Source organism: Microlunatus elymi, assembly GCF_007362775.1.
GTDB lineage: Bacteria > Actinomycetota > Actinomycetes > Propionibacteriales > Propionibacteriaceae > Microlunatus > Microlunatus elymi.
The window spans coordinates 645,109-665,809 of sequence record NZ_CP041692.1 but is presented as its reverse complement, the minus strand read 5'-3'; the positions used below and the strand labels follow the sequence as shown (position 1 = coordinate 665,809).

At 66.2% G+C, this 20,701-nt stretch carries 14 protein-coding genes, 1 tRNA gene and 1 pseudogene; 10 read left to right on the top strand and 6 right to left on the bottom strand.

All coding sequences use genetic code 11. The annotated features are described in order from the left end of the window. Window positions 1–11: 11 nt before the first annotated feature. The 4 genes from FOE78_RS02860 to FOE78_RS02845 form a co-directional block, all read right to left on the bottom strand. Window positions 12–6,371 (bottom strand): DNRLRE domain-containing protein, encoded by a 6,360-nt coding sequence (locus tag FOE78_RS02860; protein ID WP_143984981.1) that lies wholly within the window; start codon window positions 6,369–6,371, stop codon window positions 12–14. Between the two features lie 530 nt (window positions 6,372–6,901). Beyond that, window positions 6,902–7,369 carry a VOC family protein gene (locus FOE78_RS02855; RefSeq protein WP_143984980.1) on the bottom strand — a complete coding sequence of 156 codons (468 nt, stop codon included), beginning with the start codon at window positions 7,367–7,369 and terminating at the stop codon, window positions 6,902–6,904. After that, window positions 7,336–7,668: a divalent-cation tolerance protein CutA gene (gene cutA, locus FOE78_RS02850; protein WP_143984979.1), complete on the bottom strand. Its 333-nt coding sequence runs from the start codon at window positions 7,666–7,668 to the stop codon at window positions 7,336–7,338. The genes FOE78_RS02855 and cutA overlap by 34 nt, the downstream gene beginning before the upstream one ends. Beyond that, window positions 7,665–8,255, bottom strand: a complete 591-nt coding sequence (locus FOE78_RS02845; RefSeq protein ID WP_143984978.1) for a helix-turn-helix transcriptional regulator — start codon at window positions 8,253–8,255, stop codon at window positions 7,665–7,667. The genes cutA and FOE78_RS02845 overlap by 4 nt, the downstream gene beginning before the upstream one ends. Before the next feature lie 147 nt (window positions 8,256–8,402). On the opposite strand from FOE78_RS02845, the gene FOE78_RS02840 reads away from it, so the two are divergent. The 7 genes from FOE78_RS02840 to FOE78_RS02815 all read left to right on the top strand — a co-directional run bounded on the left by FOE78_RS02840 (window position 8,403) and on the right by FOE78_RS02815 (window position 13,721). Beyond that, window positions 8,403–8,831 carry a hypothetical protein gene (locus FOE78_RS02840; protein WP_143984977.1) on the top strand — a complete coding sequence of 143 codons (429 nt, stop codon included), beginning with the start codon at window positions 8,403–8,405 and terminating at the stop codon, window positions 8,829–8,831. Next, window positions 8,831–9,169, top strand: coding sequence for a hypothetical protein (locus tag FOE78_RS02835; protein ID WP_143984976.1), 339 nt, complete (start codon window positions 8,831–8,833; stop codon window positions 9,167–9,169). Before FOE78_RS02840 ends, FOE78_RS02835 begins: the two co-directional genes overlap by 1 nt. A 2-nt stretch (window positions 9,170–9,171) precedes the next feature. Continuing rightward, on the top strand, window positions 9,172–10,584 hold the full coding sequence (locus tag FOE78_RS02830; RefSeq protein WP_143984975.1) for an FtsK/SpoIIIE domain-containing protein: 1,413 nt from the start codon (window positions 9,172–9,174) through the stop codon (window positions 10,582–10,584). Continuing rightward, window positions 10,581–11,345, top strand: a complete 765-nt coding sequence (locus FOE78_RS23720) for a replication initiator (protein ID WP_210414772.1) — start codon at window positions 10,581–10,583, stop codon at window positions 11,343–11,345. Before FOE78_RS02830 ends, FOE78_RS23720 begins: the two co-directional genes overlap by 4 nt. Beyond that, window positions 11,342–12,292, top strand: a complete 951-nt coding sequence (locus FOE78_RS23715; RefSeq protein ID WP_210414771.1) for a replication initiator — start codon at window positions 11,342–11,344, stop codon at window positions 12,290–12,292. Before FOE78_RS23720 ends, FOE78_RS23715 begins: the two co-directional genes overlap by 4 nt. A 2-nt stretch (window positions 12,293–12,294) precedes the next feature. Further along, window positions 12,295–12,537: a helix-turn-helix domain-containing protein gene (locus FOE78_RS24510; protein ID WP_143984974.1), complete on the top strand. Its 243-nt coding sequence runs from the start codon at window positions 12,295–12,297 to the stop codon at window positions 12,535–12,537. Window positions 12,538–12,665: 128 nt separating this feature from the next. Further along, window positions 12,666–13,721 (top strand): tyrosine-type recombinase/integrase, encoded by a 1,056-nt coding sequence (locus FOE78_RS02815; protein ID WP_168207350.1) that lies wholly within the window; start codon window positions 12,666–12,668, stop codon window positions 13,719–13,721. A 67-nt stretch (window positions 13,722–13,788) separates the two neighbouring features. Here the strand turns inward: FOE78_RS02815 and FOE78_RS02810 are convergent. Further along, a tRNA-Arg gene (locus FOE78_RS02810) sits at window positions 13,789–13,864 on the bottom strand. Window positions 13,865–14,081: 217 nt separating this feature from the next. Here FOE78_RS02810 and FOE78_RS02805 point away from each other — a divergent pair. The 3 genes and pseudogenes from FOE78_RS02805 to FOE78_RS02795 form a co-directional block, all read left to right on the top strand. Further along, a pseudogene (locus FOE78_RS02805) lies at window positions 14,082–15,188 on the top strand (anion permease); the annotation flags it as partial. Between the two features lie 308 nt (window positions 15,189–15,496). Further along, window positions 15,497–15,724, top strand: a complete 228-nt coding sequence (locus FOE78_RS02800) for a hypothetical protein (protein WP_143984971.1) — start codon at window positions 15,497–15,499, stop codon at window positions 15,722–15,724. A gap of 424 nt (window positions 15,725–16,148) precedes the next feature. Beyond that, window positions 16,149–18,089 carry a phosphoenolpyruvate carboxykinase (GTP) gene (locus tag FOE78_RS02795; protein WP_456082365.1) on the top strand — a complete coding sequence of 647 codons (1,941 nt, stop codon included), beginning with the start codon at window positions 16,149–16,151 and terminating at the stop codon, window positions 18,087–18,089. Between the two features lie 126 nt (window positions 18,090–18,215). On the opposite strand, the gene FOE78_RS02790 is transcribed toward FOE78_RS02795, so the two are convergent. Next, entirely contained in the window at window positions 18,216–20,666 is a 2,451-nt protein-coding gene (locus FOE78_RS02790; RefSeq protein WP_143984970.1) for a PEP/pyruvate-binding domain-containing protein, read from the bottom strand. Window positions 20,667–20,701 lie beyond the last annotated feature (35 nt).

Sequence of the window (20,701 nt, the reverse complement as noted above, 5' to 3'; positions counted from 1 at the left end):
TTAGAGCCCCTTCACCGGAAGCGCCACGGGTCATAGATGTCGAAATGGCTCCGGGGCAGGCGGTACTTGACCTTCTTCCTGATGGTCCCCGTAGCTATACGGAAGACCCTGCGACCGTTGTGTTCGTTGGGGCCGTGCCAATCCCAGCCTATTCTGACGTAGGAGTTGTGATTGAGCTTACCCTTGCGATGCCCTCTGGTCCCACCAAAAAGGTACGAGTTATACCCATATACATGCCTATGGCCAAAACGCCGGACCCGCTTTGGTGCTACGTGCTTGTATACGCGGACGGCCATATTGGTTACGTCTTCGGCCGGGCCGCGCGCGGTTCTGGCCGCGAAGCCCAGTGCGCGCTTCCACCACGTGTTCCCGTCCAGATCTTGCGTATTTATCGGGTCTGTGGGATATCCATAGCTAGTACTCCCGCCACCGTAGACGGGGTCCGCGCTGGTAAACGACCCAGTTGCCGGGTTATAGATTCGGGCACCCATCAGCGTCAACCCAGCATCAGTCGTCGCGCGCTGCTGTGATCCAAGCCAGCCGTATCCGATTCGGGCTACCCCGTCCGGCGCTGTCATTGAAGGCTGCTGCGCCGCGCCATACTCGCCATAGGAGCTCCACGTGGTGATTCCTTCTGCCGGAGTCTCCGCAGGGCCCGTCATGCCGGTTTCGAGGCTGATTGCCGACACGACGTCGCCACGCGGTGTCGCTAGGGCAATCTCGGCATTGGTTGTGGCGCCAGCGACGCTGATCGTGAGGCCAAGTTGGCCGTCGAGAAGCTCCGTATATCGCGTGGTCGTTGTTGTGCCACTGCTGCTGCCTTCAACGGACCAAGTTGGGTTGTCAGAGTCGTCGACGTAGTGACGGGTTAGCGTTGAAGTGCCGGAGTTACTCTCCGCTTCTTCGGTCAGTCGCCGTCGCGCTCCGTCGAGGGTGTAGGTGAGCCGCGTTCCACCTGAGCCCAAGGTGCCTTGGGTGATGGTGTGAACGGCGTCGGTGTCGTAGTAGCCGAGGCTGATGTTGCCATCGCTGGGCTGCGGCGCGTCGCCGGCGGGGATGGCGGTCTGTCGGCCGAGTGGGTCGTAGGCATAGCTGCCGATTCCATCCGCTCCGGTTGTGGGCCGGTCAGCGTTGTCGTAGGCGCGAGTTGTGGCAGTCCCGCCGGTTGTTGCGCAGGTGCCGTCCGTGGCCGCCGGGATGGCCTTTTGGCTGGCGCGGTTGCCGTTGGCGTCGAATGCGTAGGTGCGAGTTTGGCAGGGCACGTTGCCGTCGGCGTCGGGTGTTCCGGTGGCGTCTTGGACGCTCGTGAGGCGGCCGGCTGGATCGTAGGTGTAGGTGCGGTTGGCCTGGTCGGCGTTCTCGAGGGTGCTGCTGTCGGGCGAGTATTCACCGATGACCTTGTCTTGCGCGTTGACGGTGGTGGTCCACCCGAGCCACGGCTGGTCGGGCTCGAGATTTCCGGTGTCGGGGTTGACGGCTTGTCCGTTGACAGATAGCCCGACTTGGTCGCCGGCGATGTCGGTGTCGGTGCGGCGGATCAGATTGCCAGGCAGTTTTTCGAGGGTGAGGTCGCCGCCGGTGTCGTAGGCGCCGGTGGAGGTGTATTCGGTGCCACCGGTGATCTTGACCTTGACCGCGGTGACCAGTCCTCGGCGTTCTTGGTTTCCGGCGGCGTCGGTGCCGTCGTAGCTGTAGGTGGTTTGTCCGTTGTTGTCGACGACGGCGGTGATGTTGCCGGCGGTGTTGTAGGTGGTGGTGGCTTTGTCGGCCGCCTGTACGGCTGGGGTGTTGGTGTAGGTGACCTGTCGTCCCCAATTGTCGTAGGTCTTCCCGGTGGTGCCGGCCGCGGAGGTGGTGCCGGTGTCCAGCCCGGTCGCGGGATCGTAACTGGTCGTCACGGCCGGCACGGGCTCGGAACTGGCCAGTCCCGAGACCGTGGTCGCCACGGTGGTGGGCCGATCTTGTGCGTCGTAGCTGGTTGTGGTGGTGGAGGTGACACTGCCCGAGGTGTCGACTTCTTTGGAGGTCTGGAGGTCCCAGGTGTAGCCGGTGGTCTTGGCGATGGGCATGGTTTGGCCGGCTGGTTGGGCGGCGGGCCCGACCTGGCAGACCTGGCCGGCCCATTCGGGCTTGCTGGTGCAGCCGGTGGTGCCTGTTGCGGCTGCGGTGTAGTAGGCGGTGACCCGGGTGCCGGCGTCGGTGCCATCGGACTTGGGTTGCCGGTTCTCGATCACCCGACCCCGCTCGTCGTAGCGGGTCTTGCTGGTGATGTCACCGGAGGTGACGGTGCCGGACAAGTCCATGTCGACTGTGCTGGAGGTGGCCTGGCCTAGGTCCCAACCGGACTTGTCGCCCGACTGCAGCGGCTGGTAGCCGGTCAGGGTGATCGACAGGGGTTTCCCGTCCTGGTCCCCGTCGACGGTCTCGGCGGTTTGGACGACCTTGGTGGGCAGCCGGTAGGGCTGTCCGGTGTTGGTGTCGATGCCGGAGTTGGGTGCACCCTGGTCGTAGGTGGTGGCGGTGTGCAGCCGCAACGGCTGAATGCTGCCGTCGGCGGCAACCACATCGTGCACCGGGCCGTAGGTGTCGGTGACCAGGGTCCCGGCGGGTGTGACGACGTCGCCGGCGGTGTTGGTGATGTCGTTGTTGTAGACGGTGATGGTGGCGACGTCGGTGGCTGATCCTCCGGTCAGGAGGCTGCCGTTGCGGATGCCGGCGATGGCGCGTTCGTCCCAGGAGTGGATGACGTTGCCGTGGTCGTCGTAGTCCTGGGCGGTGAGTTGCCAGTCGCCTGCGCCGTAGCTGGCGGTGTTGAGGGTGTAGCCCTGGTCGTCGGTGAATTGCAGGTCGGCGTACTTCCAGTCGTCACTTCCCGCGGCTGGCGCGGTGGTGATCGGTTTGTCTTGGCCGAACACGGCCGTTCCCCAGGTCGGGGTGCGGTCCTGGTTCCATTTGTCGACTTCGGTGGTCATGTTCGGCAGCCCGGCCACCGTCCCGTTGAGGGGCACGTTGTAGAGGTAGGCGCCGAGTTGGGCGGTGCCGCCGCCGGCGGTGGCCGGGTTCGGACGGGTCACCTTGAACAGTCGATTGTTGGCGTAGACGAATGTGTAGGCGGCCTGCCCGGGTGGGGTGTAGCTGGCCAGCCGGAGCCCGGTGCCGGTGCCGATCCAGCCGTAGCTGGTGGTCAGGTTGGTGCGGGCATCGGTGGCCGAGACGAGCTGGCCGGCCGTGTTGTACTTGTAGGTCGCCAGGGTGCGATCGCTGTCGGTGTTGACCTGGGCGGTGATCTTCGACACCTGACCGGCGTAGTCGCCGGGTGTGCTGGCGGTCGCGGTTGTTGTGGTGGCGTAGCTGATCTTCAACACCCGACAACCGGCCGATGGCGTGCCAGGGGCGCAGCTGGTCACTCCGTCGGGAAGTCCGGCAACGATCGCGGTGACCCGGCCGGAGGAGTCGTAGGTGTAGGTGGTTTTGCTGCTGGTGGCCGGCTCGCGGACCTCGAGGGTGCGGAACAGTGCGGCATCGTTGGCGACCGGGGCGGCGGTGACCTGGAACTTGGTGATCACCCCTTCGGCGCTCTTCAACTCCAAAATCGTGGATGCGCCGCTGCCGGTGATGCTCAGCGCCATGCCGGCTTCGGCGGTGTCGTCGTCGGCCGGGACCCAGGTGCCGGTCGGCATCGTCGCGGTCGTGCGCCGGGCACCCGGGGTCGTGCCGGGGCGAAGGTAGGTCAACAAACCGCCGTCGGCATCGACCACCGAGATCGAGCCGTCGATGTAGCTGTTGTCCCAGATCTCTGCGCCACCGGCGCCGGTGTCATCACCATCAAACGAGGCGGTCCAGCCCGGCCCGAAGACCCGGTTCTGCGCTCCGGCTGCCGGACCGGCAAACGAACTGTGCGTCCGCGACACCGACAGGCCGCCATCGGGGGTGGCGAGCTCGGCATCACTGTCCGAGACCGAGAGTTCACCGGTCCACAAGGCGACCGTGCTCGGACCCGCATCAGCGGTCGGGAACCCATCACCGTAAGCGTGCGGAACCCGTTGGATCCGGGCCGAACCGGTGCACTGCATGCCGGAGTCGTAGGTCAGACAGACCCGCAGGTCGAGCAGGGTCGCGGTCCGCTCCCCCACCTTCACCGACGAGTCGTCCGACTCGCCGACCAGGAGACTCGTGTCGAAGTTCGCCGTGGCGTTGGTGCCGCCAGCATCATCGGTCACGGTGAAGCTCGTGCCGGCCGGGGCGTCCTTCCAGCCCGCGGTGCCGGTCGCCCCCGACACCCGCCATTGCACCTTCGCACCCGGCAGCGCGGAACCGCCCTTCGGCGGCCCGGCGGCGGTCACCGTGACCGTGTCGGTCGTGGTCACCTGAGGGCTGTTCTTCGGCGCCGATAGCGAGGCGGTGCCCCATCCGGTCTGGAATACGGACTGTGCCGAGGTCAGGCCGGCCGGGTTGATCGCATAAGCGGTGATCTTGTGCCCGCCGCTGGCTGCCGGCAGCGACACCGTGGTCTTCGCGGTCGCGGTCGAGGTCGATTGGGTGATCGGTGTCGACGTTGCGGTCTTCCCGTCGACCGACCATTTGATTGTCGACGGTGCGGAGAAGCCGCTACCGGTTGCGGTGATCGTGCACGTGGTAGCCGACGACGGGCCGCTGGTGGTCCAGGTGTTGTTCGACAAGCCCGGGCAGGTGATCACCGGCTTGGTCGGCACCTTCGAGGCGATCCGGATCTCCCGGGCCGCCGACATCGGACCATTCAACCCGGTGCTGTCTTGCGAGCGGGCCCTGATCCATGCTGTGGTGTTGTCCGGCAGATCGGTGCCGAACCAACACATCGACTTCTCTCCAGCGGCGTGCCAGACATTGCCCGCGCAGCTGCGGATCTTGTCCGCCTCCAACACCGAGGTCGGGTTGTCGAAGGCGAAGAATCGGCCCCGCATCACATCACCGTCCGGATCGGCGGCCATCACCGCGGTCACGTTCGGCGTCGGATCCGACGTGTAGTAGTAGCTCGTCGACGAACCCGACGGCTTGTAGGAGGTGACCGGCGACACGGTCGGTGTCGCGGTCGACCCGGGGTTGCGGCTGTAGGTCCATCGCAACACGGGCGGATGCGTCGTCTCCGACGAGGCGAACTCCTTCCAATACGCCGTGTCGGTCTCATCATCGGCCCGCAACAACATGCCCCGAGGGCTCGTGCTGCTGTCCGCCCAGGCCTGCAGTTGCTTCGTCATGTCGATCTTGACCGTGCCGTTCGGGCAGCCCGACTGATAACCTTTCGCCTGGGTCGAGGTGGCGTACTTCGCCCCGATCGTCGGCTGATTCGTCCACCGCGTCGCCGTCGTCGGCACGCCAGCATCAAACGCCGACCAGCCCCGCGCCGCGCAGGTGCGGGTGTAGGTCCCATACAGGTCCAACGATCCGGACGTGATCGTCTTGCCCTGGAGCGCGGTGGTGGAGAACGCCAGATAGGTGCGTGCCTTCAACCCAGGATTGCCGCCGTTGTCGCCGAACTTCAACTTGTCGTCCGAGGAGTGGTCACCGGTCCAGGTCTCCTCGACAAACCCGTCATAGATCGGCTTCGCCGACGCGGCCACATACGTCGGATCGATGGTGATCGGGAACACCCTGGCCGGATCGTTCAACCAATCCTGATCCGGAACCATCGACAGGCCCAGATCACCCGAGGCGTCCTGCTTGACCGGAACCGTGTTCCCGTCCCCATCGGTCAGGGTCAACTCCGCCGGCTCCACTTGGGTCGGCGCGGCCGACGACTGGTCCGTGCTGGCCGCATCCCAAACCGTGGCCGGCGCGATCTTCGCCACCGCCTTGTCCTGGCCATCAATCAACGCGACGCTGCCGTCGGTCCGCGGGACAGCCGACACATCCTTGCCGGTGGTCAGATCCGTCGACAGGCCCTGATCGCCGCCCGGCTGCTTGGCCAACAAGCGATCCAAACCAGCACGGTCCTTAGCCACCCAGAACGTCTCAAACCCGGTCGGCCGGACCTCGACCTTTACATCAACACCCGGCAACACATCCCGATACGTCGCCGTCGGCCCATCCAGAATCGGCTCCGGCAAGGTGCCGTCAATCCCGGCGCCCAGGACCACCTTGTTTCCGTCATCGACGGTCGTAATCAACTTCGCCGCAGCATCGCCCGAACCGGCCAACACCACCTTGTTCGGTGCCGCGGCCGGTGACACCGTCCCGTCAGCGTTCTTACGTAACGTGACATCGATATCGCGCCACCCATCCGTCTTCGTCGCCGACTCATCCTGGAACCGGACCGGCCCGCCAGCCATCTCCGAAGAGAATGTGCCATCCGGATTCGCCCACGTCCGCGACGTCTCCGACCGCTGCGCCAACACCTCAACCCGCCTGCCCGACGCCCGAGCGGTCACCCGGGCAGACACCACATCCGGGCGAACCAGCCCATCGCCCGTCGGCTCAACCCAACCTGGTTTGGAAGGCGTCGACCCCGTCGACGGCGTCGGAGCGGGATCAGCGTGTGCGAGCGGGACCGACAGATCCGTCGCCAACACGCTGAACGTGATCAACCCAGCAAGGCCGCAAATCCCGGCACGCAAACCACGCGGCGCAGAACTGAGCTGATTTAGGGCGCGATAAACCAGGGCCATGACGACGCACTCCACTGAGACCCGAGAGCCTCTACAAGCGGAGGCCGCCTGGCGAGAAAGCTACAAAGCCCACACACAGCCGGGGCCAATAGTTCGGTGATGTTATCGAATCGTGACATCGCGGTACAGACACGGCTGACCGGTTTGCTCTGCCTCGACTGATCATGCGGGGGTTCGACAACAGCAATCGATGGCTTCGATCCCGGATCCCAGACTGCATAAAGGCCGATTGGCAGTAGCCCTGACCGTGGCGCGGCCTATCAGGCCCGCACCGGCTCTGCCGAAGCGGCCCACGGTACGCGCGCGGCCAGGAGGTGCGGAAAGACCGACTGCAGGATGCAAAGCTCGTTGCCCCACGGGACTTGGAGGACCCAGAAGTCGTAGCCGCGTTCTTGCTGGTGGTCGATCCGAACCGCACCCAGCTGCTCTAGCCGGACGACCTCGGCCTCGACGTCATCGGTTTCGATATCGATGTGCATGCGCTCCTTGTTGATCTTGGGATCGTTCGTGTGCTGGAGCAGAATGCGAATCTCGGAGTCGGGAAGCCGAAGCTGCCGGTAAACGTGTCGGCTCGCTACCCCGACCGGTTCCTCGGTGGCGCCGAGGGCTGCTGCCCAGAACGTGACTCCGCGATCAAGATCATCGACGTCGATGACGAACTGGCACAGGCGGCTGCGATGCGTCCGCGGGCCAATCACGTCGGGTCGTTGGTCGAGTCGATGATCCATTGGGCGTACTCCGGGTTAGCATGGATGATCGGTGTTGCGATGACGCACGGGACTTCGTACGGGTGCTGGTTGTTGGTGGTTTCGATGATCGCCGGGACGTGCTCGGCACGGGTATGGAGAGCGACTCGGGTCTCTTGATGAGCTTCGATGCTGTGTTGCCAGGTGTAGATGCTGCGGATCGAGGCGTGGTGACCGCAGGCGGCCAGTCGACGCTCGACGAGTTGGCGGGTGAACGCCAGCAGCCACGCCTCGTCCGGTGCGGTGATCACGACCTCGCAGATGTCCGGTTGATCCGTCATGAAATCGGCTCGTTCTTGATGAGTTCGCGCGCAGCTTCGTCGGTTCGGGCGATAGCCGCACGACCGGTCTGGATCATTCCGTCGTAGCTGAGGCCAACCCAGCGGCCGAGCATCTGCTGGCCGTGCTGGTGGATGACCAGATACAGGGTGCCCTTGGAGCGGATCGCCTCATCGTCGGCGGTGTACCAACCCATCAGGATCTCGTTGTCCCAAAGGCGAAGCTGGCCACGCCACAGGAAGCCGCCCTCTTCGACGGTGATCCCGCGCTCGACCGCGCGGATCTCGAGGTCAGTGCCGCGCTGGCGAATCTGGATCGGCTGGCAGGTGAACACCTCCTCGCCATCCTTCGAGGTCTGCCAGGTGGCCCACCAATCGCCGGCGATCTTTAGGCGTTGTTCACCGAGGCCGGCCAACTCGTCGATGCTGATGTCCAGTGCGAGGGCGATGGCCTTGGCGACCGGAAGCGTCGGCTGCGCTTCGCCGGCCTCATAGCGGCGGATCTGTCGCTTGTCGAGGCCGACCGCTGCAGCCAGGTCAGTCTGCGACAGCGACAGGGCCGCTCGACGCTCTCTCATCACTTCGGACATCTCCACACCGTCAACCCTAGGACGCATCCGTCCCCTAGAGGAAAAATCTGTCCAAAAGGGACGCGTAGGTCCTTGACAGTGACTCATACTGCCTCTAGTGTCGCATTAGTCCTATTAGGCAGGATCAGTCCTCACAGGAGGTTCGACATGGCTGTTCAAGGTCCGTTCAAGGTCGAATGCGGCGAGCTCTTCCCGCACGGCGTGGGCGTCGTCAGCGAGGTTGCGCCGCAGGCCGACTTCGAGCGTTCGAGCAAGGACAACCGGGTTCAGGCGAGGGACAAGGCGTCCGGGCTGCCGGTCTGGGTAGTCGACGTGATCGATTTCGACCCCGAGGCACGCGAGCGCACTTTCAAGGTCAAGGTCGTCGCCGAGGTCCAGCCGGTGCCGCCGCAGTTGGTTGCCGGTACGCCGGTGCGACCGGTGTATCTGGAAGGGCTGCTGATGACGCCGTACATCAAAGACGGCGAACGGCCCCGGATCGCCTACAGCCTGCGCTGCTCGGGCCTGGCTGCGCCGAAGCCGACACAGGCAAGCAAGACAGATCAGTCCCGGTCCGAGTCGAGCAGGGCTGCCTGATGATCCCCGGCAGGATCGACTCGGGCCGGGCGTCGGTGATGGTGCATCTGGGTGCGCCGGGGACCGTGACGGCGCGGGAGGTCCCCGGCTCGATTCCGTTCGTGTCGATCGACATCGCGCCGGAAGTGACTCTGATGAGCCGCGATCCCGATGCGCTGCTGTTGTTCGAGCGCGAAATACGGCGCGCCCGTCAGCTCATGGCAGCACTCCTGCAGTCTGCCGGGGACATCGACGTGGCCTGCAACGTGTACGAGGCCGGCGACGATGGGTGCGGCTCGCGATCGACGGGCGCGGATCCTTGCGCCGATGAGTCGTCCGGTGTGAGTGGGCGGTCCTGATCATGCGGCGCCTCGTGGTGCGGATCGGGCCAATCCGTCGCGAGCCGGCCTGGCTCGTGGTGACTCTGGCTGTCTGCCGGGTCGTCTCCCGAGGTGCCCGCCGGTTGGCCCGAGCGCCGTTCGGGGTGCTGGCCGTTGTCGCCCTGGCCGGCTGGGCCGTGCTGCTGACGGTCTACGGCTGGCGTTGGTGGCAACTCGGTCCGACCGTCGTGGTGGTGTTGCTGGGTTGGCGGTGGCTGTGGCCGTCCGGGTTCGGCCGGGTGCTGGGCCTGCCGCTGCGATCGGTGCGGCGGGGAGGGCGGATCTACCGGCGTCAGTGGAGCAGTGCGATGGACGCGTCCGGTCTGGTCAGGGTGACCGAACAGGCTCGGCAGGTGCCCCGTCTGGTCCGGGTGCGGAGTTCTCGATCGGTCGATCGGGTCACCGTGGAGATGTTGCCCGGCCAGGTGCTGGACGATTTCGCGGGCGTCGCTGATCGGTTGGCGCAGACGTTCGGCGCGCTGGATTGCCGTGTGCACAGTGTTCCTCGACGTCCACACCGCTTGGAGCTGTGGATGTTGATCAAGGAACCACTCGAGCAGATCGTCGAGCCATTTCCGACCACGGTCGACGATCTGACTCGGGGAATCCCGGTGGCACGATCCGAGGACGGGCAGGTGCACCGCCTGGTGATCGTCGGTTCGCACGTGTTGGTGGTGGGGGCGACGGGCTCGGGTAAGGGGTCGGTGGTGTGGTCGCTGCTGGTCGGGCTGCGGCCGGCGATCACGGCCGGGCTGGTACGGGTCTGGGCGATCGACCCGAAGGGCGGTATGGAGCTGTCGCTGGGCGTAGGTTTGTTTGATCGTTTCTGCCACGGTGACGCAACCTCGGCCTCGTACGAAGAGGCGTTCGCCGTCCTGCTTGACGATGCGGTCACCGTGATGCGGCAACGCCAGGATCTGCTGCGGGGCGTGACTCGGCTGCACGAGCCGAGTGTGGATGAGCCGTTGTTGATCATCGTGATCGACGAGCTGGCTGCTCTGTCCGGCTGGGTAGCCGATCGCACGCTGAAGAAGAGGATCGAGACCGCACTCGGGCTGCTGCTGTCACAGGGCCGAGCGGTCGGCGTCGTGGTCCTGGGTGCCGTGCAGGATCCCCGCAAGGAAGTACTGCCGATGCGGGACCTGTTCCCGACCCGGATCGCGCTGCGCGTCAGCGAGGCAGAACAGGTCGGGTTGGTGCTGGGCCAAGGCGCCCGAGCTCGTGGGGCATTCGCCGACCGGATCCCTGAACGTCTGCCGGGAGTGGGCTACGTCGTGGTCGACGGGATTGCCGAGCCCCGCCGAGTGCGGTTTTTCTACGTCACCGACGACCGGATTGTCGAGGCCGGCCGCCAACATGCCGCAAGTGTGGACGCGAGTGAGGTGGCGGCATGAGCGTCGCGACGATGCCCCGGATCACCCCGGAGATGGCACGGGAGCTGGCGGTGGAGCAGAAGGTCTGCATTCGGCCGTTGCTGCGGCGAGTGCTCGATCAGCAGACCGGCCAGGAAACTCGAGTCGCGCTGCCCTGCGGGTCCACTCGCGAATCGGTCTGCCCATCGTGTGCGGACAAGGCCCGCCGGCTCCGGATCCAGCAATGCGCAGAGGGATGGCACCGCGACATCGAACCAGACGCCGGGCAACCGACCCGCGAGAGTATGGATGACGATGATGATCTTGAAAGCGCCGATGATGATCTTGACGACTCCGGCGCTCGTCGGGTCCGGTCAACACGGCGTCGACAGGATGCCGCTGATCTCCCTCGAGTCCCCGTCGAGGACCGGACCGTGGGAAGGGTGTTCGAGACCCCCGACGGGCGCCGGTACCGGCCGAGCATGTTCGTCACGATCACGCTTCCCTCGTACGGGAAGGTGAAACCCAACGGTGCCCCGGTCGATCCGAGCACGTACGACTACCGCCGCGCCGCGTTGGATGCGCTGCACTTCCCGAAGCTGGTGGACCGGTTCTGGCAGAACCTGCGCCGCTGTGCCGGGTTCAAGGTGCAGTACTTCGCCGCCGTGGAACCGCAGAAACGACTCGCTCCGCATCTGCACGCGGCAATTCGTGGCGCTATCCCGCGAGAGACGATCCGGCAAGTTGCCCGGGGACCTACGCGCAGGTGTGGTGGCCGCAATTTGACCACCCGATCTACGTGAACAGGGCGCCGGTCTGGGACGGACACGACTACGTCGATCCCGACTCCGGTGAGGTACTGCCCAGCTGGGATCAGGCCATCGCCAACCTCGACGAGCAGGCACGGCCGGCGCACGTGCTGCGACTGGGCCCGCAGTTGGACATGGCCGGGATCGTCGCGCCGAGCGAGGACGCCGATCGCGCGATCCGTTACCTGACCAAGTACCTGGCGAAGTCGATCGCCTCGGCCTACGTCGACGGGGACGATGTTGATCTTGAATACGAGGCGCACGTCAACCGGCTCCATCAGGAACTGACCTACCTGCCCTGCAGTGAGCGATGCGCCAACTGGCTCCGCTTCGGGATCCAACCCAAGAACGCCGGCCCCGGGCTCAGCCCAGGTGCCTGCGCATCGAAGGCGCACGATCGCGAGAACCTGGGCATCGGCGGCCGGCGGGTGCTGGTATCGCGGCAATGGTCGGGCAAGACGTTGCAAGAGCACCGTGCCGACCGCGCCACCGTTGTCCGCGAGGCACTGCTGAACGCGGGCATCCTCGCGCCGGAGATCGAACGCCTCGCCGCGTCGATCACCTTGCCCGACGGCCGACCCCGATTCGTGTGGTCCGATTCCAAAGTTGATCATGCCGGCTACGTGTGGACGATTCTGCAGTCGGTGAACGAGCGCGCCCGATGGCGGGAGCAGTACGAGGCAGCCAAACAACGCGAACCTGTGGACGGTGTTTCGGCAATTGATCATGAAACGTCGGACCAGCCAACGCCAGGAAACAGAGACCAAGAGGGTGACCACAGGGTGGCCTCCCCGATAGCCAGCCAGTTTGCGGTCCCCGGGCCGTGGGTCAAGGGTGAGCGCAGCGAATCCGAAGGACACGAAGTGCCCTTGACGCGCGGCCCGGGGACCAGACCATCACAAGTCGGGGAGGCCACTCCCCCAACCGGAAAGGACTCTTGATCATGGGTGTTCCGAGTATGGATCTGTTTGCGGCGCCGACCGGCGATGCAGGTGGTGCCGGTCCCGATGGGTTGGCTTTGTTGGTGACGCCCGAGGAGGCGGCGGCGTTGCTTCGCGTCGGCCGGAGCAAGGTGTACGAGCTGATTCGGCTTGGAGAGCTCCGGTCCTTGAAGATCGGTGGCTCTCGCCGGATATCGACGGAGGCGTTGCACGACTTCGTCTCGGGGCATCAGGAGTCGTCATGACGCGTCGGAGCTCTGGCGAGGACTCCGTGTACCGCGACGGTGATCGATGGCGGGGCGCTGTTGATCTTGGCTACGGCGTGAATGGCCGCAGGCTTCGGAAGAAGGTCAGCGGTCGTTCGAGGGCCGAGGTGGTTCGCAAACTCCGCGAGCTGCGCCGCGAGTTGGACGCAGGAGTATCTGCACCAAGTGATCGGCTGACGACCGGAGCATTCCTTGATCGCTGGGTGCTCTCGCTGGATGGCCGAGTGTCGGCAAAGACTGCCGACAGCTATGCGGACACGGTGCGGTTGCACCTGGTTCCGGGGCTGGGTCGGATTCCCGTTCGGAAGCTGATTGTGAGCCAAGTCGATGCACTGTGGCAGTCGAAGCGGCAGCAGGGATACAGCGCGAACAGCATCCGCATCATGCGTTCGGTGCTGCGCCGTGCGCTGACCCAGGCGGAGCGGGAAGGTGTCATCCTCCGCAACGTGGCGGCACTGTCGGGCGCTCCGCGGCTGGATGCCGGCGAGGGACGATCCATGTCGGTGGATCAGGCCCGGGAGCTGCTCGACACGATCAAGACCCATCGACATCGCGCGCTGATCTCGATCATGCTGGCGTTCGGGCTGCGCCGGGGCGAGGCTTTGGGCCTTCACTGGTCGGCGTTCGATGCCGATGCGATGACGCTTCGGGTGACGCACGGCGTCAAACGCGTCAAAGATCGGACAGAATCGAAGCGAAAGACCCGGCTCGAGATTGGCGAGCTGAAGACGCGGCGGTCGCGCCGGACGCTGTTCCTGACGCCTGAACTGGTCGAACTGCTGAAGCAACACCGCGGTCGACAGGCGGCGGAGCGGATCGCTGCGGGCGCAGCTTGGCAGGACCACGGTCTCGTCTTCCCGACCGAGATCGGGACGCCGCTGGATCCGGACAACTTCTCCCACGTGTTCGCCCGGTTGACGACGAAGGCGGGACTCGGGCACTGGCATCCGCACGAGCTTCGCCACTCGGGCGCATCGCTCATGTTGGCTCAGGGAACCGACCTCTACGTGGTCTCAGAAGTCCTCGGACACGCCAGCATCGCGATCACGAAGGACATCTACGGACACCTGGTCGAAGGGCACAAACGTGAGGCGTCGAAGGCGATGAGTACGGCCCTGTTTGGGACCGTTGGCTCCCAGTCTGGCTCCCAAGGCGGTGCGTGATGAGAAATCAGGCTCGCTGCGAGGATCGGCGGGGAGGTGATTGCCCTAGTCAGGGCGGGTTTGTCGCTGGCGCGCCCGGAGGGATTCGAACCCCCAACCTTCTGATCCGTAGTCAGATGCTCTATCCGTTGAGCCACGGGCGCAGGTTGCCGACTCAAGTCCGGCAACGCCGAGTCAGCTTAGCGGTCGTGGCCCGATCCGCCCAAATGCGTTCCGACAGTGTCCGTCAAACAGGTGGCGCGGCGGCTCAGATAGGTGTACCGGGGCGCAGTCACTTATTGTTCATCGAGCGGCGCCGGTTCAACCGGCTGCATCGGTGTCGCGGCCGTACAGCTATCGCCCAGAAGTCGCGAGGAAACCGTGACAGTTGCCCTGTTCGTGGTGATCTGCGTCATCGTCGTCGCTCTCATCTTCGACTTCACCAACGGCTTCCACGACAGCGCCAACGCGATGGCCGGACCGATCGCGACCGGCGCTCTGACGCCACGGATCGCCGTACTGCTGGCCGCCGTGCTCAACGTCGTCGGCGCGATGCTCTCCACCGAAGTCGCCAAGACCATCTCCGGTGGATTCTTCGACGACAGTCTGGTGACGCCTCAGATCGTCCTGGCCGGACTCTGTGGCGCGATCGTCTGGAACCTGGTCACCTGGCTGTTCGGGCTCCCCTCCAGCTCGTCCCACGCGCTGTTCGGCGGCCTGATCGGCGCCGTCATCGTCGGCGCCGGCCTGGCCTCGGTGAACTACTCGGTCGTCGTCTCCAAAATGTTGCTGCCCGCCGTCGTGGCACCGGTGGTGGCCGGCCTGGCCGCGGCCGCCGGGATCAAGATCGCCGACCGGGTAACCCGCGACGTGGCGAAGAAGGACACCAAACGCGGCTACCGGAGGGCACAGGCCTTCACCGCAGCGATGGTCGCGCTGGCGCACGGCACCTCCGACGGGCAGAAGACGATGGGCGTGATCACCCTGGTGTTGATCGCCGCCGGCCTGCAGGCCTCCGGTACCGGCCCGCAGTGGTGGGTGATCGGCACCGCCGGGCTGGCCATCGGACTGGGCACCTATTCCGGCGGCTGGCGGATCATGCGCACGATGGGCAAGGGCATCGTCAAGATCGACACCGAGCAGGGCGCCGCCGCCGGCGCCGCCACCACGGCCACCATCCTCGCGTCCTCGCACCTCGGTTTCGGGCTGTCGACGACCCACGTGTCGACCGGCAGCATCATGGGCTCGGGCGTCGGCCGGAAGGGTGCCGACGTGCGCTGGGGCGTCGCCCGGCGGATGGTGTACGCCTGGCTGCTGACTCTGCCGGCCGCCGCCATCGTCGGTGGGCTGGCCGCGCTGCTGGCCGATCAGGGCATGGTCGGCACCATCGTCCTGCTGGCACTGCTGGGCATCTCGTGCCTGATCATCTGGCTCGCCTCCCGGCGCAACCAGGTCGATCGCACCAACGTCACCGAGAGCCCCGACGTGCTGGTGCTGAACGCCGCCAAGCCGAACAAGATCGCCAAGGCGCAGCGCAAGGAAGCCAAGCGACGCGAAAAGGAGCGGCTGCGGGCCGAAGCAGTACTCCGAGAAGCCGAGGGTCTTCAGCGGTCCGAGGCATCGGACGAAGTAGCCGAAGCCGGCATTGGCTCCGGTTCCGGCTCCGAGCGGCCCCATGCGAGCGCGACCGCCGAGCAGAGCTCTGCCGAACAGCGCCCTGCCGAGCAACGAGCGACCGAGCGGTCGTCCGAACCGGCCCGGACCGAGAGCTACGAGCCGACGGCAGGTGAGGAACGATGATCGACTGGCTTTCACTGCTGATCGTGGCCGTCGTCTCGATCGCAACCACCGCGGTGTTCGCCCTGCTGCTGGCCTTTGCGATCCGGCTGCTGTCCGACGCCAGGCTGGCCGGCGAGGAAGGCCGCCGATCCGGCCCAGCATCGGTCGGTGGCTGGACCCTGTTGATCTTGATCGGGATGATGATCGCCTTCGGGCTCTATCTGATCATCCCGCAGTTCCACTGACCCTGCGCCAGGTTGGGCAGCGCGACTTCTTGCTGCCGAACGCCGTACCGGACCGCCCGAACTCGTGTTGTCGCGACTTCCTGCTGCCGAACGCCGTACCGGACCGCCCGAACTCGTGTTGTCACGACTTCCTGCTGCCGAACGCCGTACCGGACCGCCCGAACTCGTGTTGTCACGACTTGGGGATGTTGGGCGACAGCCACCGACCGACCGTCTGCGAGCAGACCAGTAGGACCACTGGTAAGGCCAGTCCTTCGTGATCTGCCTCATATCGCCGGCCGGCTGCCAGCCGAGGCAAGCGATTACCTGAGCACCGGACTTCCGATCACCTGATTCATGTCGGCCGATCGGGATAAGACCAGTGGCATGGGTGGACTATCGTCAGACCACCAGAGCTACTGGTTCTACTCTCGAGGGAGATCGCGTGACTGCCGTAACCGCTCGCAACGCCGCTCTGACCACCACAGCCCCCAGGCGGGATGCCCCGGCGCCGGACGCGCCGACGCCGGTGGCGGAGTCTCCCACCCGGCACGCCGAACTGCTCGCCTGGGTGCAGGAGATCGCAGAATTGGCGGAACCGGCGGCGGTGCACTGGTGTGACGGCTCACGGGAGGAGTGGGATCGGCTCGCCGAGCAGTTGATCGCGGCCGGCACCCTGGTCCGGCTGGACGAGCGCGCCAAACCCAACTCGTTCTATGCCCGGACCGATCCCGACGACGTCGCCCGGGTCGAGGGCCGGACCTTCATCTGCTCGAAGTCTCCCGACGATGCCGGGCCCACCAACAACTGGATGCATCCGGACGAGATGAAGTCGATCTTGACCGACCGCTTCCGTGGTGCGATGCACGGCCGGACGATGTACGTGATCCCGTTCTGCATGGGGAGCCCGGAGGCCGAGAAGCCGATGTTCGGCGTGGAGATCACCGACTCCGCCTACGTGGTGATGAGCATGAAGATCATGACCCGGATGGGCTCCGACATCCTGGCCGCGATGACGCGTGATCATGATCATGACTTCGTACCCTGCCTGCATTCGGTGGGCGCACCGCTGCAGCCCGGTGATCATGATGTGCCCTGGCCGTGCAACACGGAGAAGTACATCAGCCACTTCCCCGAGGATCGGATGATCTGGTCGTACGGCTCCGGTTACGGTGGGAATTCCTTGCTGGGCAAGAAATGCTTCGCGTTGCGGATCGCCAGCGCGATCGCTCGCGACGAGGGTTGGCTGGCCGAACACATGTTGATCTTGAAGCTGACCTCGCCGCAGGGCCGGGTCTATCACATCGCCGCCGCGTTCCCGAGTGCATGCGGGAAAACCAATCTGGCCTTGATCAACCCGACCGTGCCGGGGTGGAGGGCCGAGACGCTGGGCGACGACATCGCCTGGATGCGATTCGGTGACGACGGGCGGCTGTGGGCGGTCAATCCAGAGTACGGATTCTTCGGCGTCGCGCCGGGCACCGGCTGGCACACCAACCCGAACGCGATGCAGGCGATGAACCGGGGCAACTCGCTGTTCACCAACGTCGCACTGACCGACCACGGCGACGTCTGGTGGGAGGGTGCCACCGAGACGCCGCCGGCACATCTGACCGACTGGAAGGGCCGCAGCTGGACGCCCGAGACGGGTCCTTCGACAGGATCAGGACCCACTCTGCCCGTTCCAGATGGCGACAAGATCGAGCCCGCCGCCCATCCCAACAGCCGGTTCTGTACGCCGATCAAGCAGACGCCGATCCTGGCACCGGAGTACGACTCACCGACCGGCGTACCGATCGACGCGATTCTGTTCGGCGGCCGACGGCGCGACACCATGCCACTGGTCACCCAATCCCGGGACTGGACGCACGGGGTGTTCTTCGGCGCCACCCTGTCCAGCGAGACGACCGCTGCGGCCACCGGCAAGGTCGGTGTGGTGCGCCGCGACCCGATGGCGATGCTGCCGTTCATCGGCTACCACGTCGGCGACTACCTGGCGCACTGGCTCCGACTGGGCGAGCGGCACGAGCAGGACAAGCTGCCCAAGATCTTCTACGTCAACTGGTTCCGGCGCGGTGAGGACGGCGGCTTCCTGTGGCCGGGCTTCGGCGAGAACAGCCGGGTGCTGAAGTGGATCGCCGAGCGGATCGACCACACGGCGGCGGCCGAGAAGACCCCGATCGGCTACACGCCCACCGCCGATTCGCTCGACGTCGCCGGCCTTGCGGTGACCGAGGACGACCTGACCGCAGCCTGCCGGGTCGACCCGGAGGAGTGGCGGGCCGAGATTCCGCTGATCGAGGAATGGTTTGGCAAGATCGGCCCAAAGCTGCCGGCAGGACTTTCCACAGAGCTTGAGGCTCTCAAGCAGAAACTCTCTGGCTAACAGCAGCAGAACTTGATCATCAATGTCGATGATCGGCTATGTGTGGTCACCGTCGACCACACATGCACAGGCCCTCGGCAGCGTCGCCGAGGGCCGCCTTTTCGTGTCTGAACCGAGTTCCGCGACTCAGCGGCCGACCGGCGTACGGGTGGTCCTCGAGGATCCGACCGTGGTCACCGTGCCGCGGTCGGCGTCGACCAGCACCCGCTGGCCGTCGATCAGTTCACGGGTCGCGTTCTGCGTCCCCATCACGGCCGGGATGCCGTACTCGCGGGCCACGATCGCGGCGTGCGACGCGGCCCCGCCGGAGTCGACGACCACTGCGCCGGCCAACCCGAACAGCGGCGTCCACAACGGATTGGTGTACGGGCAGACCAGCACCTCGCCGGCCCTCAGGGTGGCGAATTCCGTCTCGTCATGTACCACCCGCACGATGCCGACGTACGAGCCGGGGCTGGCCGGCGTTCCCCGGACCTGTCCGGCGGCTGCCGAGCCCAGCAGATGGGCCGGGATGATCGAGTAGCCGGGCAGCGCCGCCTCCCGAGCCTGCTTGCGGCGGGCAACCAACTCCTGGGTCCGGTCGGTCGGCAGGTCGAGTTCGTCCGGCTCCAGGAAGGCGATGTCGTTCGGGTCCGCCAGCGCGCCGCGGCGAACCATCCGCCGGCCGAGCTCCAGCAGCAGCCGACGCGCGACCGACGGCACCATCGCCAACTGGTAGTCGCTGTCCTCACGAAAGGCAGTCCGATCCCGGGCGGTGTCGAACAGCTTGCCCAGCACCGGCCGCAGCGCGCCGACGATCAGCCCCGGTTCGGCAGCCAGTTCGGCGCGGGCCCGGATCGCGCGATCGCGCGGAGCTTGGTCGTCACCACGCTCCAACTGCCCCTTGATCAGCGTGTGCACCACCTCGGGTCGCTCCCGCAGCGACGGCTGCCCGACCGTGAGCAGCGCCAGCTCGCGATAGCCGTAGTCGGCCAGATAACGGTCGACCTGCAGCAGCAGCTGGCGCCCGGACTCTGAGCCGGCCAGTCGCTCACCCAACTCCTCCGGCTCGCGCTCCCGATAGGCCGCAAGCAGTTCAGGGGCGTCGCGCACGGTCCTCGTGAGCCGGGCCAGGTCCGCGTTCGCGCGGCTGGTGACGCAGTCGAGGTCGGCCATCAGATCGGCCCGCAGTCGCTTTGCCCGCGGCGTGCCGACCAGCGGGCGGAGCAGCAGTGCGGCCACCTGCTCGGCGGCGGCTCCGATCGGTACCGCTCCGAAACGGCTCGGTGACAGCCGGCCGGCGGTACCGAAGAGCTCGCCGACGCGATCCAGCAACTCCGCGTCGGACAGCCGATCGAGGTCCTCGGTGTCGAGTCGGCGGGCCAGCGGCAGCAAGGTCTCGGCCGAGCGAGCCCGCCAGACGTCGGTGCGGGTGCGCAGCAAGCCGACCACCTTCGGCAGCGCGGCCGGTACGCCCAGCAGTGCGCGTCGGTCGAAGCCGATCTTCGGCGGGATCACCTGCACCACGCCGTCGTCGATCTCCACCAGCACCTCGTCCAGCGGCGGGGTGGTCAGCCCGGTGGACGCGATCGCGCCGAGTACGGCACGCAACACGGGTCGGACGAACAGCGCCAGATCCATCGGGTACGGAGGCTGGGGCATGTGGTCGGCGGTCACCGCGAACGGGCTCGGCCGGGATTGCCGATCCCGTCGGCCCCGCCTGCGCGATGACCTCCCGGAAGCAGGCTCGGCGCGTAGCGCCGTCAGCGGACGCGCCTGCAGCAGCCAGATCTTGCCGTCGGCGTAGGCCCACTCGAGGTCCTGCGGCCCGCCGAACTCCTGCTCGACCCGTAGACCGAGCTCGGCCAGCTCCCGGACCACCGCGGCACCCGGGCCGGGCTCACCTCGTACCGCCAGGGTGGTCTTGTCGAGATCGACATGTTCGCCCGTCGCGGTGCCGCTGACCAGCGCCTCCCCCAGTCCGGCAACGGCCTCCAGCACGATCCGGTCGCGGCGGCCGGACACCGGATCGGCGGTGAACAGCACCCCCGCCCACTGCGCCGGAACCATCGCCTGCACCACCACCGCCATCGCCAACCGCCGGTCGTCGGCGCCGTGCTGCGCTCGATAGTCGACGGCGCGCGGCGTCCACAACGACGCCCAACAGTTGCGTACGGCGTCAAGCACCTCCTGGCCGGTCGACAGCGACAGATAACTGTCGTACTGTCCGGCGAACGAGGCACCGGCCAGATCCTCGGCGGTGGCAGACGAACGGACCGCGACGGCCGCGGCTTTGAGCCGGGCGTAGCCGGTCAGGATCTGCTCGGTGATCGGAGCCGAGATCGCGATCGTCGGCAACTGCGCCCGCATTTCCGCCGGATCGGCGGCGGTGAGTCCGGCCGCGGCGACGACCTCGCGGTAGGCGTCGGTGGTGATCACGAACCCGTTCGGCACCGGGAATCCGGCTGCGGTCAGGGCCGTCAGCCCGAGCCCCTTGCCGCCGATCAGCTCGACGTCCCGCGCGGACGGTGCGCCGCCGTCCTGCCGTTCGTCCTCGGGCACGTCGCGCCCGTGAAGATCAATTGTGTAGCCGCTCATCCCGGCCTCCCCGAATAAACTTCACCGACTGTTGG